The sequence below is a fragment of the Streptomyces sp. NBC_01335 genome (genome assembly GCF_035953295.1).
Classification (GTDB): domain Bacteria; phylum Actinomycetota; class Actinomycetes; order Streptomycetales; family Streptomycetaceae; genus Streptomyces.
Window position 1 is genome coordinate 299,721 of the sequence record NZ_CP108370.1, and the last position, 16,783, is coordinate 316,503.

Below are 16,783 nucleotides of genomic sequence, written 5' to 3' on the forward strand. Positions count from 1 at the left end.
GAACATGAGACTGCGTACCCGCCACCACGCGGCCCGACTGGCCGCAGTGGTCCTGCTGCTCACCCCCACCGCCCTGCTCGCGGGACCGGCGGGAGCGGCGACGCCCGTCCCGCACGCCACCGCGACGGCGGCCACGGACGTGCCCGCCCCGGACGTCCTCGCCGTCGACTTCGCGGACCGCACCCCCGCCGACCACGCCCAGGGGCTCGCGCCCGCCGTCAAGGGCGTACCGCAGATCACCAGGGACCCGGGCGCCGGAAAGCCGGTGGCCACCTTCAACGGCACCTCGGACGCGTACACCTATCCGTTCGCCGGCCAGTGGTCCAAGCTCACCGGCGGCTTCTCCGTCGGATGCCGCTTCCGCTGGAACGGCGCGACGGTCCCGGCCACCGGGCAGAAGGCGATCTGCTCGAACGCCCAGTCCGGCGGGGCCGATCTCCAGATCGACAGCGGCGGGCTGGCCTTCTCGGTGAACGTCGGCGGCTACACGTACACCCGCGCCCCGATCGTCGCCGGCCGCTGGTACGACGCGGTGGCCACCTGGGACGGCCAGGACGTCAAGCTGTACGTGGACGGAGTGCTCGCCTCGGCCACGGCGGCGGCGGGCGCGCTCACCGCCCCCGCGTCCGGCGCGCAGAACTGGACGCTCGGCGCCGACTCGGCGGCCGCCGGGGGCATCGAGACCCCCTCGCCCGTCAGCATCGCCACCGCCGACGTGTGGGGCCGCGCGCTCACGGCCGATCAGGTCGCCGCCTTCTCCGGGCGGAACGGCGCCCCGCCCGCCGGAGCGCCCGACTGCACCGCGTACCAGGACGGTGTCGCCGACGCCGCCGACGCCCCGGCCGGCACGGTCGTCCTGGACGAGGGCTTCTCCGGGCCCGATCCGGTCGCCTGCTGGAACCGGGCCACCGGATCGGAGCCCTGGACGGTGGCCGGCGGACGGCTCACCGGTCGTTCACCGTCCGCCGGGGACCAGCCGGTGCTGACCTTCGGGCCGCACCTGGACGACTACCTCTTCGAGGCCACCGCCCGCTTCGACGACGTGCTGCGGCCGGACGACCCGTGGTTCGCGCTGATCGCGGACACTCTCGCCGACGGGGTACGCCCCTACCCGGCGTTCGCGGTCCGCAGCGGCACCACGGCGGCCGACGGCGTCCGCGCCTTCGTCCAGTCGCCCACCGAGGTCAGGGCCCTCGCCGGCGCGCCCTCCGGCTCCGACCTGGGCACCGGCACCGAGGCGCGCCTCGCGCTGGAGGTGCACGGCACGACCGCCGACTTCCTGGTCGACGACCGGCTCGTCCTCGCCGGTGTGACGCTCCCCCGCACCGCGACGGGGGTGGTGGGCCTGGTCCTGGACTCCGCGACGGTCTCCTTCGACGACCTCCGGCTCACCAAGCTGGGCCCGCTGTCCACCACCGGTTTCATGACCGACACGTTCCGGCTGCCCGCCACGCCCGTCTCCTCGGCCGTCCGTCAGCCCCTCGCCGGCCTGTGGCAGGCGGGCTGGACACGGCCGGGCGGGGCCGGGGTCGTCTTCGGCAAGGTCTCCGGGGACTCCTGGCTGGACGTGAGCGCCGACGGCGTCGTCACCGGCACTGCCCCCGCCGAGGTCCCGCAGGACGAGGGCGCGCTCACCGTCGAGGCCACCGACGGCACGACCACGGCCCGCATCCTCCTCCAGGTCCCGGTCGCGGCGGCCGACGCGGCCCCGCAGGTGCAGAGCGCGTCCTGGAACGCCTGGGACGGAGGCAGCCACGTCACCGACGCGGTCGCCAAGAACGTCGCCGTGATCGCCACCCAGGGCATCACCCTGGCCGGGTTCCAGGACGGCGGCGCGGCGATGGCCCGCGAGGTCGGCGCCGCACTCGGCTGGGACGTCTACGCCTCCGGCGATCTGGGCGTCGTCTCCGCCTACCCGATCGGCGACGCGGACCGGGTCGCCCCGACCGACGCCGCCCCGGCCGCCGCCGTCACCCTGGACGTGGGGGGTACTCCGGTACGGGTCTGGAACGCCCGCCTCGACGAGGGCGACTACGGCCCCTACCGCGCCTGCTTCGACGGGGCCACCGATCTCGCGGCGCACGAGCGGACCACCACGCGTTACGCCCAGGCCCGCGCCGTGGCCCAGGAGATGGCGGCCGACCTCTCCGGCGACGACCCGGTGCTGCTCCTCGGTGACCTGGCCTCGCCCTCGTCCGCCGACTGGACGGACCACACCAGCGGCTCGCACTGCGGTGCCGGCGCCGTGGAGTGGCCCGTGCCGGACGTCTTCGCCGGTCTCGGTCTGACCGACTCCTTCCGCGTCGCCGCCCCCGACCCGGAGACCGACCCGGGAAACACCTGGTCCCCGATCACCTCCACCCGTCCCGACGGGAAGGACGAGCCGCAGGACCGCGTCGACTACGTCTGGTACGCGGGTGACGCCCTGCACGTCGACGAGGCGCACGCGCTGACCGTCGGCTGGCCCTCCGAGGACGACGTCGCCGGCAACTCCTGGGCCTCCGACCACGCGGCAGCCGTCACCACCTTCACCCTGGGCGAGGGCTCCACCGCCCCGGCCCCGGAGCTGCCGGCCGTCTCGGTGGCCGACCGGACCGTCGCCTACCAGGCCGGCCACGGGCCCGCGGACGCCGCCGCGTTCCTCGCCGACGTGCACGCCACCGCCGATCCGGCCGACGCCGTGCTGCGGGCCGACCTCTCCGGAGTCGATTTCGGCACGCCGGGCTGGTACACCGTCCTGATCACCGCCGTGCACGGCCGCTCCACGTCGGACCCGGTGGCGGAGACCGTCCGCGTCGCACCGCTGCCCGGCCTGGCCCTGTCCGCCACGACCGCCGCCTTCACCGTCGGCGACACCGTGGACGAGGCCGCCGTACTGGCCGCGCTGCGACCGGTCCTCGACGTCCCGGGCACGGTCCGCGTCGACCTGACGGCCGTCAGAACCCTGACGCCCGGCCGCTACCCGGTCACCGTGACCGCCACCGACGCGTGGGGCTTCACCACCACCCTGCCCGCCACCGTGGAGATCGCCGGCGCCCCGCCCACCGTCTGGAGCCCCGACGGGACCTACGACACCGGTTCCACCGTCACCTTCCGCGGCGCCCTCTACCAGGCGTCCTGGTGGACCCGGAACCAGCCCCCCGGCGACCCGTACGGGCCCTGGCAGGAGATCGACGCCACCGAGGACGGCACCGCCGTCTGGACTCCGTCCAGGATCTTCCGGACCGACGACGCGGCGGTCTACCGGGGAACGGTGTACCGGGCGAAGTGGTACACCCGCAACCAGGCCCCGGGAGACCCGAACGGGCCCTGGTCCGCAATCAACTGACGGCACGTCGACCGATGACTGCCGGAGCCCGGCCTCCAGGGGCCGGGCTCCCGCGTCTCCCGGGGGCCGCCCTCAGCCCTCGCGTACGGAGTCCAGCGCGTCGGCGACCAGGGAGAGGAAACGGGCGTGCGCGTGCGGGCTGCACAGCGGTTCCGGGTTCCACGGCACGACGAGCGTTCCGGCGCCGAGCAGCGCGGCCCACTCCGGCTGGGCGCGGAGGCTCTCCAGGGGCGCCGCGTTGACGCGCACGTCCGTCAGCAGCACGTGCGGCGCGAGGGCGGCCACCTCCGCCCAAGGGGCCGTGTGCCAGTTGACGCCGGGGCCTGCGGGCGGGTCGACGAGGCCGACGCCCAGCTCTTCGAGGGCCGCCAGCTCGGGCCACTGGGCGGGGCGGGCGACGTACGCCTGGTCCGGGTCGGCCGGGGAGAGCGCCACCACCCGGACCGCGCCGCCGGATGCGGGGGCGCGCAGCCGGGCCCGGGCGGCCTCCAGCTCCTCGTCCGCCCGGGGGAGTTCCTCCGCGCCCAACGAGCGCGCCAGCTCGGCGAAGCGGTCGGACGTCCCGGCCAGCGTGCGCGACTGCCCGACGTCCATCACGACGACCGGCACCTGCTCCTCCAGGTGCTTGGCGGTGTCCGGGTCGAGTCCGTACACCTGGCCGCCGCCGTAGCTGACGGCCACCACCAGGTCGGGCGCGTCGCGCAGCAGGGTGTCCACGTCGAGCGTGGTGCCCGCACCCAGATAGGCCACCTCGTCCACCGGGAGTTCCCCGCTCTTCGCCGGGTCGATCCCGGCGCCGTCGTGGCCGGAGCCGAAGACAGCGTGGGGCCGGACGCCCAGGTCCCAGAGGGTGGCGCCCGCCTGGACGTACGCCAGCACCCGCGCAGGCGTCCGCTCGGCCCGGGACACCCGGCCCCGGTCGTCCGAGAAGCGCCACCCGCTCTGTTCCGTCACGTTCCCCACCCCTTGATCCGTGCTCTTCCGCCGGCCACCGGCCCCTTTCGCACAGATGTACCTGCCCAACTCCTCGCCGCCGCACCCCTCGTCCCCGGACCGGCGTCGCGTCCCCCGCGGGGGCGCTCCGGCGCCGACGGGGGAAGCCGCCTCGCGCTCCTTCACGCGGGCGGAAACCCGGTTTCGCCCTGCTTTGATCAAGAAACACTCCTTGCGACCGGCACGCCCCGCCCCGGACGGAAGGATGCGCCCCATGCACGCGACCGCTCTCAAGGCGGCTCTGACCCTGCCCCTCCTCGCCGCGCTCGGCCTCGCGCCTTCGGCGCGCGGAACGGCCCCCGGGACCGCGCCGGACAGCCCCCGCGCGGCGAAGGCCGGCCGGCCTTCCCCCTCCTGCCCGGTGGTCGACGTACTCACCGTGTACACGCCGAAGGCCGCGGCGGCGGTGGGCGGTGTGCACCGGGTGCCGGTGTCGGCGCAGGAGATCGCCACGCGGATGAACGAGTCCCTGCTCGCCAGCGGGGTCTGCGGCTCCATCCGGATCGTGCACCCGTACACCGCGAAGGGGTACGAGGGCTCCGACGAGTTCGACGCGGCGTACGAGGGACTCCGCGAGGGCACCGATCCCGCCCTCGGACCGACCGCGCGGCAGCGCCGGGACCGCTACGGGGCGGACCTGGTGACGCTCGTGGTGGACGCGTCCGGGCGGGGCGGCGGCACCGGGGACTACACACCCGGGCTCACCGCCGAGTCGGACGCGTACGCCTACGCGGTCGTGGACGTCCAGGGCATCGCGCTCGACTCGGCGAGCCACGAGATCGGCCACAACCTGGGCCTGGCCCACGACCGTACGACGCTCGCCGACGGGGCCGAGGGGGCCATGGAGGTCAGCAGCACCCGCCCGTACAACACCGGCTGGGTCACCGAGGACCGCCAGTACTACACGATCATGGCCTACCGCGCCGCCTGCGGTGAGCACTGCCGCCGCATCAGCCGCTTCTCCAGCGCCCGGGGCACCTGGAAGGGCCGCCGCCTCGGTGACGCGGCCAACGACGGCGCCCGGGTGCTGCGGGAGACGATGCCGATCGTCGCCGGGTACCGTGCCGCCCCGTGAGCCGACCGGCCGGACCGGGTGGCGGGCCCGTCCGGCGGTCCGCGCCGCCCGGGGCGTGCCGGACGTCGCCCGGCAGCCGGCACGGTGACGGCCCGCCCTACAGTCCGGCGCTGTCGGTGGTGCGGCCCAGGTAGGTCAGCGGCCCGGGGTCGGGCACGTCGATCTCGTGGAATCCGAGCCGGTCGTAGAAGACCCTGGCCGGCTTGTTCGCCGTCAGCATCGAGAGGTACACGTCGGCGACCCCCTTGGCCCGCAGCGCGTCGAGGAACGCGCGCATCAGCTCCCGCCCGTGCCCCTTGCGCTGCCAGGGCGGCAGCAGGTCGATGTGCAGATGGGCCGGGTACGCGGCGACCTGCGGGCCGAGCATGTGCTCGGGGCGGTGCAGGAGCGCGATCATCTCCTCGGTGGGCGTGGTGGGCGGCTTGCCGGAGGCCGGGAAGCGGCCGGCCACCAGCGGCAGCCACCGCTCCCGGAAGGCGGCGGCGAAGGCCGTGGTGTCGGCCGTGCCCAGCACGTATCCGACCGCCCGTCCCGAACCGTCGTCCAGCACGAAGGCGAGGTCGGGTTCGAGGTACGCGTACGGCGCGGCGAACAGGCTGGGCATCAACTCCTGGTCGGCGTGGACGTGCCGGGAGTCACCGCCGTTGTCGGCCGTCCGGACACAGATGTCGGCGAGCGCGGCACGGTCGCCGGGGCGGTAGGAGCGTATGTACGCGGGCTGTCCCATGGCCGGGAGCATGCCATCTTGGGAGCGCTCCCACAAGGTCCGTACGGTCATGCGGATCGGGGCCGGCGGGCCCCGTCGCGGGCCGGTCAGTCCCCCTCGCGGGGCCCGTCGTCCGACCCCTCGCCGCCCCCTTGCGGCGGCACCGTCGGCCGTGCCCCCAGGGCCTTGCGCTCCGCCTCCAGCTCGGCGTTGAACTGGGCTCCGGCCAGCAGGGCCAGGTTGGTGAACCAGACCCAGATGAGGAAGACGACGAGCCCCGCGAGGGAGCCGTACAACCGGCTGTAGGCGGCGACGTGCGTGGCGTAGAGCGCGAACCCCGCGGAGGCGACGAGCCAGAGCACGGCCGCGAGCACCCCGCCGGGCAGCCCCTGCCGCGTGCCGCGCACCGAGCGCGGTCCCGTCCGGAAGAGGACGGTGATGAGACAGGTGACCAGTACCAGCAGGACGGGCCACTTGAGGAACCACCACAGGGCCTGTCCCGCCTCCGCGAGCCCCAGCCTGCGGGCCGCCCAGCGGGCCAGCGGACCGGTGAGCACCAGCACGAACGCGCTGGTCAGCATCAGCAGGAGCAGGCCGATCGCCGAGGCGACGATGGTGTGCGCGTTGCGCAGCGCGGGGCGGGTGTCGCGCTCGTGGTGCATGGCGTGCAGGGCGCGGCGGAAGACCGCGAGGTAGCTGGAGGCCGACCAGACGGCGCTGACGCTGCCGGTGGCGACCAGGACCCAGCCCGCGGCCCGCTGCTCGGTGGCGGCCAGGAGCGGCTGGCGCAGGGCCGCGCCGGACTCCGCCGGGGCGAAGGCCGTGATGTCCGTGATCAGCGCGGCGGTGGCGTCGGGGCTGGCCAGGCCGATGACGGAGACGGTGACCAGCAGGGCGGGCAGCAGAGCGAGGATGGCGTAGTACGTCTGAGCGGCGGCCCAGTCGGATATGTCGTCGTTCCACAGCGAGACGGGGGTCCGTCGCAGCGCGGCGGACCAGGCGGCGGCGCGGCCGGCCGGGTGGGCGTCGCCCGCCTCGCGGGCAGGGGCAACGGACTTGCGGAACACGCGTCGCTCCGGGGGACGTGGACGGGATGGGGCACGCCGGACGCCCGTGCTGGTCGCACGGTCACGCGGCTGGTGCCGTCCTTTGTCTCATGCCTCGGTTTCGCGGGAGTACACCGCCACCCCCGCGAGCCCGGTTCCGGCCGGCGCCGGGGCTGCGACACGGGGCAGCAATCCCGCCGTCAGTCGTTGACGGCCGTGAGGAGGACCACCGCGTCCTCCAGCGCCAGCAGCCCGTGCCGCTCCCTCGGGATCGGCCCCAGACCGCCGGCCGTCAGCTCCACGTCGCCGGAGGGCGCGGTGATGCGGACCGCGCCGCGGAGCACCAGGAGAGAGGCGGCGAGCGGCGCGTTGTGCTCGTCCAGCGCGGAGCCGGCGGTGAGGGCGATCACCGTCTGGCGCAGCGGAGGCTGCTGGAGCAGGCGGTGCGCGCTGCGCCCGTGGGGGGAGCGGCGCGCCGCGGCGAGGTGCTCGTCCGCGAGGGCGTTGAGGTCGTTCATACCGCCACTCTGCCGCAGCACCCCCGCGCCCGCCGCCGGAGCGCGGCGTCCAACGAGCCTCACGGGGGCCGTCGGGCCCACCCCGTAGACTCGGCGGATGGCTAAGTATTTCGACGTGCATCCCGAGAACCCTCAGCGACGCACGATCAGCACGGTGGCCGGTCTCATCCGTTCGGACGCTCTGGTCGCGTACCCCACGGACTCCTGCTACGCCCTCGGGTGCCGGCTGGGCAGCCGGGAGGGGATCAACCGCATCCGGTCGATCCGGCATCTCGACGACCGCCACCACTTCACCCTGGTGTGCGAGAACTTCGCCCAGCTGGGCCAGTTCGTCCAGATCGACAACGACGTCTTCCGCGCGATCAAGGCGGCGACGCCCGGCAGCTACACCTTCATCCTTCCCGCGACGAAGGAGGTGCCGCGCCAGCTGCTGCACCCGAAGAAGAAGACCGTGGGCGTCCGCATCCCCGACCATGCCGTGGTCCAGGCGCTGCTGAGCGAACTGGGCGAGCCGCTGCTCTCCAGCACGCTGCTGCTGCCCGACGAGGAGGAGCCGCTGACGCAGGGGTGGGAGATCAAGGAGCGGCTCGACCACGAGGTGGACGCTGTGGTGGACTCCGGGGACTGCGGGACGGAACCGACCACGGTCATCGACTTCTCGGACGGCGAGGTCACGATCGTGCGCAAGGGGGCGGGAGACACCACCCGGTTCGAGTGAGTCTCCCCGCGTCGTCGGCTCTCCCGCCCTGCGCTGTGCCGGCTCAGCCGAGCAGCGCACCGCCCGGGGCGGGCAGCGTTCCGCCCGACGCGAGGAGTTCGTCAGCCCGGACGGCCTCGTGGTCGGGCCGGCGCACCCAGCGTCCGACCGCGCACTCCGCCGTGATGCCGGGTCCGAATCCGGCGATGAGCCCCTGCGCGTCGTCGTCCGCGCCGCCGTCCTCGAAGAGCCGGGCCAGCGCGTCGAAGACGACCGAACTCGCGATGTTCCCCCGCTCGGTGAGGGTGGCCCTGCTGTAGCGGAACATCCCCGGCGGCAGCTGGAGGAAGTGGCAGAGGTCGTCCAGGATGCGCGGGCCGCCCGCGTGCACGATGAAGAAGTCCATGGCCTGCACCGACCATCCGTGCAGGTCGACGAGGTTCTGGAGCACCGGGGCGAGCATCTCCATGGTGCCGGGGACGCGCCGGTCGAGCAGGAAGTGGAATCCGGTGTCGCGGACCGCGTAGGAGATCCAGTCCTCGGTGTCGGGCACCAGGTGCGAGCCGTTGCGTTCGAGTCGCATTCCGGTGCCGCCCTCTCCCCGGACGACGGCCGCCGAGACGGCGTCGCCGAACAGGCCGTTGGAGAGCAGGGATCCGACACCGATGTCGGTGGGCTGGTAGCAGAGCGAGCAGAACTCGCAGGACACGATGAGGACGTTGGACTGCGGGTAGGCCCGGCAGAAGTCGTGGGCGCGGTTGATGGCCGCCCCGCCCGCGGCGCAGCCGAGCTGCGCGATCGGCAGCTGGCGGGTCTCCGGCCGGAAGCCCATGGTGTTGATCAGCCAGGCGGTCAGCGACGGCATCATGAAGCCCGTGCAGGAGACGTAGACGATGAGGTCGATCTCGGCGGCCTCGACCTCGGCGTGCTCCAGCGCCCGGCCCACGACTTCGGGGACCCTCTTCTTGGCCTCGGCCTCGTACACCCTGTTGCGCACCTCGAAGCCGGGGTGGCGCAGCGTCTCCTCGATCGGCTGGACGAGGTGGCGGGTCTGTACGCCGGTGTTCCGGATGAGCCTCAGGACCAGGTCGCGCTGGGGGTGGCCGTCATGGGTCTCGCGGGCGAGGTCCAGGGTCTGCTGCATCGTGATGACGTGTTCGGGCACAGCGATGGCCGGGCGGCACAGGGTCGCCATGGGTTCTCCTCGTGTCTGGGAGCGGAGGCTCACGTCACCATGTGACGGGCAGGGCGAGCGGGTAGCGCCAGATGGACGTGGTGTTCCAGCGGATGTCCTCCACCGGTGCGTCGAGGCGCAGGTGCGGGAACCGGCGGAGCAGCGACGAGAACGCGGTCTCCAGTTCCATCGTGGCGAGCGGGGCTCCCAGGCAGTGGTGGGCTCCCCAGCCGAAGGTCATGTGGGGGATGGACGGCCGGTCGGGGTCCAGGTCGTCGGGGCGCTCGAACTTCTCGGCGTCGCGGTTGGCGGTCAGGTAGGAGACGTGCACCACGTCGCCGGCGGGGATGCTGACGCCGCCGAGTTCCACGTCCACCAGGGCGACGCGGGGGATACCGACGCCCTTGCGGAAGGGGATGTGGCGCAGGAGTTCCTCCAGGGTGCGGGGCAGGCGCTCCGGCTGGTCGCGCAGGGTCCGGGTCAGTTCGGGGCGGACGAGCAGCGAGTAGGCGATGTTGCCGAGTTGGTAGGTGGTGGTGTCCTGTCCGGTGATGAGCAGGACCATGGCCATGACGGTCAGCTCGTCGTCGCCGAGGAGTTCGTCCCCGTCCCGTGCCGTGGCGAGGGTGGAGATGAGGTCCTCGCCCGGGGACCTGCGGCGGCGGGCGGTGAGTTCGCCGAAGTAGGCGCGGAGTTCCGCCTTGGCGCGGACGGCGTCCTCCTTGCCGGCGGCCCCGACGTTCATCATGGTGAGGGCGTGGGCGCGGAGCCAGGGCCGGTCCGGCTCGGGGATGTCGAGCACTTCGCAGATGGTGACGAGCGGCAGGGGTGCGGCGACCGCCGCCATGAAGTCGGCCGTGGTTCCGCCGTCCTCCATGGTGTCGAGCAGTTGGTCGACGATGCGCTGGGTGCCTACGCGCATGGCGTCGATGCGGCGGGCGGTGAAGCTCTTGGCCACCAGGCTGCGGAGCCTGCTGCTGGCCGGCGGGTCCATGAGGTTGATGGCCTCGTCCTGGACGATGGGTTCGGGGGTCATCCGCGGGAAGTCCCGTCCCGTCACGGCGCTGCGGCTGAAGCGCCGGTCGGTGGTGACCGTGCGGACGTCCTCGTACCGGGTGACCAGCCAGGCGTCGCCTTCTCCGTACGGCATCCGGATGCGGGACACCGGCGCGGTGGTCAGCAACTCCTTGAGCCGGGGGTCGAACTCCAGCTGGTGCGCGAAGTCGAAGGGGCAGCTGCGTACGGTTTCCGTGTTCTCCACCGAGGTTCTCCCAGGGACCGGTCCGGCTGATGGGTGGTCAGGTCCGTCTCCCGACCGGGACCGGACCCCGGCTGTATTCCCGTTACCCTGTGGAACATGTTCACCACGCTGAGTAGTCAGCCGATCAGGGGGTGCGCGGGCGGCGCACGGGGCCGAAGGGCGCATGGCCGGTGACCCGCACGAATGAATGTGCGCCCGCGCGCACGCCTCGCTGGTAGGGCTCACACGCCAGACACATCGAGCACGTGGAAGAGGCACGACCATGACAGACATCGACGACCGTCCGACCGCCGGACCGAACCCCCTCCCAGGACGCCGGGGGTTCGTGCTGACGGGGGTCGGTCTCGCCGGGGCGGTGGCGAGCGCGCCGGACGCCTTCGCGGCACCGGTCCGGCGGCCGGAGGCGGCGGGCGAGGTGGCGCGGGAGGCCGCGGTGCCGTTCCACGGCCCGCACCAGGCGGGCGTCGTGACGCCGCAGCAGGCGTTCGCCGCGTTCGTCGCCTTCGACGTGCTCGCCACGGACCGCGGCGGGCCGGCCGCCGTCTTCGACGTGCTGACGAAGCGGGCGCGGGCCCTCACCGCGGCCTCCGCGCAGGGCGGACCCGACGATCGCCTGACCATCACGGTCGGCGTCGGGGCGTCCCTCTTCGACGGGCGCTTCGGCCTCCGGTCGCGTCGGCCCGCGGGGCTGCGGACCATGCCCGCCTTCCCCGGGGACGATCTGGACCCGGACGCCTGCCACGGGGACCTGTCGGTCCAGGTCTGCGCGGAGCACCCCGACGCCGTCCTGGGGGTGATGCGTGATCTGCAACTGGCGTTGCGGGGGGCGGCCGCCCCGAGGTGGCGGAGTGACGGGTTCCTCAACCCGCCCCGGCCGAACGGCGCGCCGCGCAGCATCGTCGGCTTCAAGGACGGCATCTCCCGTCCGGACACGACGTCCGAGCGGGAGATGGACCGGGTGCTGTGGCTGGGTTCGCGCAGCGGGGCGCCCGCCTGGGCCTGGGGCGGCTGCTACCAGGTGTTGCGGACGACCCGGCTGCGGGTCGAGGCCTGGGACCGGCTGCCGGTCTCCGAGCAGGAGCGCGCTTTCGGCCGGAACAAGGCGACGGGCGCTCCGCTGACCGGTACCAAGGAGACGGACCTTCCCGACTACCGGTCGGACCCGGACGGCCGGAAGATCTCCTTCGACTCACACATCCGCCGGGCGAACCCGAGGACTCCCGAGACGGCCGACTCGCTCCCCTTGCGCCGCAGTTACAACTTCGACCGCGGTCTGGCACCCGATGGTGCGCTCGACGTGGGGCTGAACTTCTGTTGCTACCAGCAGGACATCGGGCGGCAGTTCGAGGCGGTGCAGCGGCGCCTGGACGGCGAGCCCCTCGCGGACTTCACCGTCACCCGGGGCGGCGGCTACTTCCTCGTGCTGCCTGGCGTGACGGACGCGAAGGGCAAGCTCGGGGCGAGCCTGCTGGCCGACTGAGGCTTCCCCGAGAGGAGTGGCGGAGGACCCGGGAAGCGCGACGGTGAGCGGCGCCTTCCCGGGGCCGTCCTTGTCGGAACTCTTTACGTACCTGACATGCACGGGTAATTTCCTGGGCGCAAGAGATTGCAGAAAGATTCTGACAGCCATTGCCGTCGGAATCCTTCCGCTCGCCCGAACCCCGAGGCGCGTCCGGGTTCTCCGGCGGGATCTCGGCCGATGCCCGTACCGGGCACCGGCGTTGTCGGCAGCCGTGGCCTCCCCCGCCGCGGCCTCCCCCTGGAGACATGATGAAACGCTCCCCCCTGCGGCTGCTCGGGCGCCCCGTGGCGGCGGCCGCCGCGGCGACCGCGCTGCTGGGCCTGCTCACCGCGATACCCGCGCCGGAGCAGCTGTCGTCCGCGACGCCGGTCGCCGCCACCGAGAACTCGGCGACCGTCTTCTACTGGACGAAGACGAAGAACTGGCCGGCGTACAGACTCCATTGGGCGCCGGACGGGGGTTCGTGGACCACCGTGCCGGGTACGGCGATGACCGCCGCCTGTACGGACTGGGTGAAGCTGACCGTCCCGCTCGGCAGCACCACCGGCCTCGCCGCCACCTTCAACAACGGCAGCGGCGTCTGGGACAACAACTCCGGCAACAACTACGCGCTGGGCACCGGGAACATCACCGTCAAGGACGGCGTCGTCGCCCACAGCGACCCGTGCGCCGACAGCGGTACGACCCCGAGCCCCTCCCCCACCGGGGCGAACAGCGCGGAGGTCTACTACTCCACCGCGACGGTGGGCTGGACCACCACCAACCTCCACTACCAGCCGGTGGGCGGCGCCTGGACCACCGTGCCCGGGGTGGGCATGGAGGCGGCCTGCACCGGATGGGTCAGACGGACCGTCGACCTCGGCGCGGCCACCGGGCTCAACGCCACGTTCAACAACGGCAACGGCGTCTGGGACAACAACAACGGGGCCAACTACGCTCTCACCAGCGGGCGTTCAACGGTGAAGGACCACAAGGTCACCGCGAACGCGGCCGATCCGTGCGCCGCCGCGGTCCCGGACACCACGGCACCGACCGCTCCGACGAAGGCGGCCGCCGCCACGGACGGCGTCTCGGTCGTCCTCTCCTGGGAACCCTCCACGGACAACCTCGGTGTGACGAAGTATCAGGTCACCCGGACCGGGGGGACGAAGGGCGCCCTGGTGGCGGACACCGGCTCCACGGTGTTTTCCGACACCGGACTGGAGGAGCGGACCGCGTACAGCTACACCGTCAAGGCGGTGGACGCGGCCGGCAACGTCTCGGCGGCCTCGGCGCCGGCGACCGCCACCACCGGCGACAAGCCCCCGGCCGCGGCCTCCGGGCAGCCGCTGGGCACCGACCCGCGCAAGGACCCGATCTACTTCGTCCTCACCGCCCGCTTCAACGACGGTGACAGCACGAACGACCGGGGCGGCAGCCAGGACGTGAAGTCCGGCAACGCGGCCAACAACGACCCCATGTTCCGGGGCGACTTCAAGGGCCTGGTCCAGAAGCTCGACTACATCAAGGGACTGGGCTTCTCGGCCGTCTGGATCACCCCGGTGGTGCTCAACCGGTCGGACTACGACTACCACGGCTACCACGGCTACGACTTCTACAAGGTCGACCCGCGCCTGGAGTCCGCCGGGGCCTCCTACCAGGACCTCATCAACGCGGCGCACGCCAAGGGGATGAAGATCTACCAGGACGTCGTCTACAACCACTCCTCGCGATGGGGCGCCAAGGGGCTGTTCACGCCGACGGTCTACGGCGTGCGGGACTCCCAGTGGAGCTGGTACTACGACGAGAAGAACGAGGGCTTCGAGTACGACGGACTGACCGTCGAGACGAAGTCCGGCAAGTCCTACTACAACGGCGACCTGTGGTCGACCGCCGAGCCGTCGGGAAACACCTGCCTCAACTGGGGCAAGCCCACCGGGAGTACGTCCGCCGAGGGCTACAAGGTCTACAACTGCCAGTGGCCGAACGCCACTTCCGGGATGTTCCCGACGGTGTACTACCACAACTGCTGGATCGGAAACTGGGAGGGCGAGGACTCGCGCAGCTGCTGGCTCCACGAGGACCTCGCGGACTTCAACACCGAGAGCGCCCCGGTGCAGAACTACCTGATCGGCGCCTACGACAAGTACATCGACATGGGGGTCGACGGCTTCCGGATCGACACCGCCGTGCACATCCCGCGCACCACCTGGAACCGCCGCTTCCTGCCGGCGATCCAGGAGCGCGTCACCTCGCGGTTCGGCGCCGGGGCGGCGAAGAACTTCTTCGTCTTCGGCGAGGTCGGCGCCTTCGTCAACGACAAGTGGAACCGCGGCTCGGTCAACCACTCCGCGCAGTTCTACACCTGGAAGGAGCGCAAGGAGTACAGCGCCGACGACGCCGCCGCCTCGCTGGAGATGTACAACTACGAGGAGCAGCTGGGCACCGGGCAGCAGCCGGTCTCCGACAACGCCTTCCTGAAGGGGAACGCCTACCACACACCGGACCACAGCCGGTTCTCCGGGATGAACGTCATCGACATGCGGATGCACATGAACTTCGGTGACGCCAACAACGCCTACAGCAACGGCAAGGACTCCGACGACAGCTACAACGACGCCACCTACAACGTCGTCTACGTCGACAGTCACGACTACGGTCCCAACAAGAGCAGCGAGCGGTACGCGGGCGGCACGGACGCCTGGGCCGAGAACATGGCCCTGATGTGGACGTTCCGCGGGATCCCGACGCTGTACTACGGCTCCGAGGTCGAGTTCCAGGCGGGGAAGAAGATCGACTGCGGGCCCACCTGCCCGCTGGCGACCACCGGGCGGGCGTACTTCGGCGACCGCATCGCCGGTGACGTGAGCGCCTCGGACTTCAGCAAGGTCTCCTCGGCGAGCGGCACGGTGGCGGACACCCTCGCGCAGCCGCTGGTCAAGCACGTGCAGCGGCTCAACCAGATCCGAAGGGCCGTCCCGGCGCTCCAGATGGGCCAGTACTCCACCGAGGGCATCAGCGGCTCGATGGCGTACAAGCGCCGGTACACCGACGCGGCGAGCGGAGTCGACTCCTTCGCCCTGGTGACCGTCACCGGGGGCGCCTCGTATACCGGGATCCCCAACGGCACCTACAAGGACGCCGTGACCGGGGACGTCCGCACGGTGTCCGACGGCGCGCTCACGGTGGCCGCCCCCGGCAAGGGCAACCTCCGGGTGTACGTGCTCGACCTGGGCGGCAGGAACGCCGCTCCCGGGCAGGTCGGCACCGCCGGTCCGTACCTGAAGTAGTCGCGCCGGAGAGCGCCGGTGCGGGCCCGTCCGCGGGGCCCGCACCGGCGCTCTCGCGCGTGCGGGGCGCGGGGCGGCCAGGTGGGTTACCGGCCGGTGCCCAGGTGCGGGAAGCGCCACTCCGTACGGGTGCGGAGCGTCTGGCCGGGGCGCAGGACCGTGGTGGGGTAGCCGGCGCGGTTGGGCGAGTCCGGCAGGTGCTGGGTCTCCAGGCAGACCGCTCCGTGGCGGTCGTGCACGCGGCCCTCGCCGTCGGTGAAGGTGCCGTCCAGCAGGTTGCCCGTGTAGACCTGGATGCCGGGTTCCGTGGTCCACACCTCCATCACGCGGGAGTCGTCGGGCGCGGTGAGCCGGGCGGCGCGGCGCAGCCCGTCGGCACCGGGGGCCCCGTCGCGCAGGACCCAGCAGTGGTCGAATCCGCCGGCCGAGGCGAGTTGGTCGTGCGGGAGGGCGAGGCGCTCGCGCAGCGCGTGGGGGGCGGTGAGGTCGAACGGGGTGCCGCGCACCTCGACCGGATCTCCCTCGGGAATGCCCTCGGGGTCCACGGGGAGGTAGTGGTCGGCGTCGACCTCCAGGGTGTGCCCGAGGATGTCGTCGTCGCCCAGGTTGAAGTAGGCGTGCTGGGTCAGGTTGACGACGGTCGCCCGGTCGGTGGTGGCGGTGCAGTCGAGCGAGAAGGTGCCCGAGGAGTCGACTGCGTAGGTGGCACGGACGTCGAGGGCGCCGGGGAAGCCCATGTCGCCGTCGGGGCTGTGCAGGCGCAGGTCGACGAAGGCGGCGTCGCCGTCTTCCCGGCCGGACGCCTCCCAGATTCTGGTGTGGAAGCCTTCGGGTCCACCGTGCAGGGCGTGACCGCGGTCGTTGACGGGGATCTCGTGGGTGGTGCCGTCGAGTGCGAATCTGCCGTGCGCGATGCGGTTGGCGTAACGGCCCACGAGCGCCCCGAAGTAGGGGTGGTCCTTCGCGTATTCGTCCATCGTCGAGAGTGATCTGACGATCTGTCGACTCAGGCCGTGGGTGTCCGGCACGGTGAGACGGTGCAGGACACCCCCGTAGGTGAGGACTTCGGCCCGCACTCCGGTGCCGGAATCCAGCGTCCAGAGGTCTGCCTCGGCATTCCCGGGAGCGGAGCCGAAGGGGGTGCGGTGCGCGGTGGGGCGGGGCATCGGCGTTCCTTGGTGGAGAGCGGCCGGC

General features: G+C 72.4%; 12 protein-coding genes. 5 read left to right on the forward strand and 7 right to left on the reverse strand.

The window, feature by feature from the left end:
- Positions 1–4 precede the first annotated feature (4 nt).
- Positions 5–3,328 carry a LamG-like jellyroll fold domain-containing protein gene (locus tag OG599_RS01250; protein WP_327174027.1) on the forward strand — a complete coding sequence of 1,108 codons (3,324 nt, stop codon included), beginning with the start codon at positions 5–7 and terminating at the stop codon, positions 3,326–3,328.
- A 72-nt stretch (positions 3,329–3,400) separates the two neighbouring features.
- Here OG599_RS01250 and OG599_RS01255 read toward each other — a convergent pair whose 3' ends face one another.
- Positions 3,401–4,282: an ABC transporter substrate-binding protein gene (locus tag OG599_RS01255; protein WP_327174028.1), complete on the reverse strand. Its 882-nt coding sequence runs from the start codon at positions 4,280–4,282 to the stop codon at positions 3,401–3,403.
- A gap of 253 nt (positions 4,283–4,535) precedes the next feature.
- Here OG599_RS01255 and OG599_RS01260 point away from each other — a divergent pair, with 253 nt between their 5' ends.
- Positions 4,536–5,396 (forward strand): M12 family metallo-peptidase, encoded by an 861-nt coding sequence (locus OG599_RS01260; RefSeq protein ID WP_327174029.1) that lies wholly within the window; start codon positions 4,536–4,538, stop codon positions 5,394–5,396.
- A gap of 97 nt (positions 5,397–5,493) precedes the next feature.
- Here OG599_RS01260 and OG599_RS01265 read toward each other — a convergent pair whose 3' ends face one another.
- The 3 genes from OG599_RS01265 to OG599_RS01275 form a co-directional block, all read right to left on the reverse strand.
- A complete protein-coding gene (locus OG599_RS01265) occupies positions 5,494–6,123 on the reverse strand; it encodes a GNAT family N-acetyltransferase (RefSeq protein WP_327174030.1) in 630 nt (209 codons plus the stop codon).
- 86 nt (positions 6,124–6,209) lie between these two features.
- Positions 6,210–7,169, reverse strand: coding sequence for a YihY/virulence factor BrkB family protein (locus tag OG599_RS01270; RefSeq protein WP_327174031.1), 960 nt, complete (start codon positions 7,167–7,169; stop codon positions 6,210–6,212).
- 179 nt (positions 7,170–7,348) lie between these two features.
- Complete coding sequence (locus OG599_RS01275; protein ID WP_327174032.1) at positions 7,349–7,666, reverse strand: cupin; 318 nt, start codon at positions 7,664–7,666, stop codon at positions 7,349–7,351.
- Between the two features lie 97 nt (positions 7,667–7,763).
- On the opposite strand from OG599_RS01275, the gene OG599_RS01280 reads away from it, so the two are divergent.
- Positions 7,764–8,384: an L-threonylcarbamoyladenylate synthase gene (locus OG599_RS01280; RefSeq protein ID WP_327174033.1), complete on the forward strand. Its 621-nt coding sequence runs from the start codon at positions 7,764–7,766 to the stop codon at positions 8,382–8,384.
- Positions 8,385–8,427: 43 nt separating this feature from the next.
- Here the strand turns inward: OG599_RS01280 and OG599_RS01285 are convergent, their stop codons facing one another.
- Positions 8,428–9,591 carry a type III polyketide synthase gene (locus OG599_RS01285; protein ID WP_327174034.1) on the reverse strand — a complete coding sequence of 388 codons (1,164 nt, stop codon included), beginning with the start codon at positions 9,589–9,591 and terminating at the stop codon, positions 8,428–8,430.
- Between the two features lies 1 nt (position 9,592).
- Positions 9,593–10,798: a cytochrome P450 gene (locus tag OG599_RS01290; RefSeq protein ID WP_327174035.1), complete on the reverse strand. Its 1,206-nt coding sequence runs from the start codon at positions 10,796–10,798 to the stop codon at positions 9,593–9,595.
- Positions 10,799–11,060: 262 nt separating this feature from the next.
- On the opposite strand from OG599_RS01290, the gene OG599_RS01295 reads away from it, so the two are divergent.
- Both OG599_RS01295 and OG599_RS01300 read left to right on the forward strand, forming a co-directional pair.
- Positions 11,061–12,278 carry a Dyp-type peroxidase gene (locus OG599_RS01295; RefSeq protein WP_327174036.1) on the forward strand — a complete coding sequence of 406 codons (1,218 nt, stop codon included), beginning with the start codon at positions 11,061–11,063 and terminating at the stop codon, positions 12,276–12,278.
- Between the two features lie 290 nt (positions 12,279–12,568).
- Positions 12,569–15,589, forward strand: a complete 3,021-nt coding sequence (locus OG599_RS01300; protein WP_327174037.1) for a carbohydrate binding domain-containing protein — start codon at positions 12,569–12,571, stop codon at positions 15,587–15,589.
- 86 nt (positions 15,590–15,675) lie between these two features.
- Here the strand turns inward: OG599_RS01300 and OG599_RS01305 are convergent, their stop codons facing one another.
- Positions 15,676–16,755 carry an aldose epimerase family protein gene (locus tag OG599_RS01305; RefSeq protein WP_327174038.1) on the reverse strand — a complete coding sequence of 360 codons (1,080 nt, stop codon included), beginning with the start codon at positions 16,753–16,755 and terminating at the stop codon, positions 15,676–15,678.
- Positions 16,756–16,783: the final 28 nt, after the last annotated feature.

Coding starts and splice junctions, on each gene's coding strand:
- OG599_RS01250 (WP_327174027.1), top strand. CDS start 5: ATGAGACTGCGTACCCGCCACCACGCGGCCCGACTGGCCGCAGTGGTC.
- OG599_RS01260 (WP_327174029.1), top strand. CDS start 4,536: ATGCACGCGACCGCTCTCAAGGCGGCTCTGACCCTGCCCCTCCTCGCC.
- OG599_RS01265 (WP_327174030.1), bottom strand. CDS start 6,123: ATGGGACAGCCCGCGTACATACGCTCCTACCGCCCCGGCGACCGTGCC.
- OG599_RS01275 (WP_327174032.1), bottom strand. CDS start 7,666: ATGAACGACCTCAACGCCCTCGCGGACGAGCACCTCGCCGCGGCGCGC.
- OG599_RS01280 (WP_327174033.1), top strand. CDS start 7,764: ATGGCTAAGTATTTCGACGTGCATCCCGAGAACCCTCAGCGACGCACG.
- OG599_RS01295 (WP_327174036.1), top strand. CDS start 11,061: ATGACAGACATCGACGACCGTCCGACCGCCGGACCGAACCCCCTCCCA.
- OG599_RS01300 (WP_327174037.1), top strand. CDS start 12,569: ATGAAACGCTCCCCCCTGCGGCTGCTCGGGCGCCCCGTGGCGGCGGCC.
- OG599_RS01305 (WP_327174038.1), bottom strand. CDS start 16,755: ATGCCCCGCCCCACCGCGCACCGCACCCCCTTCGGCTCCGCTCCCGGG.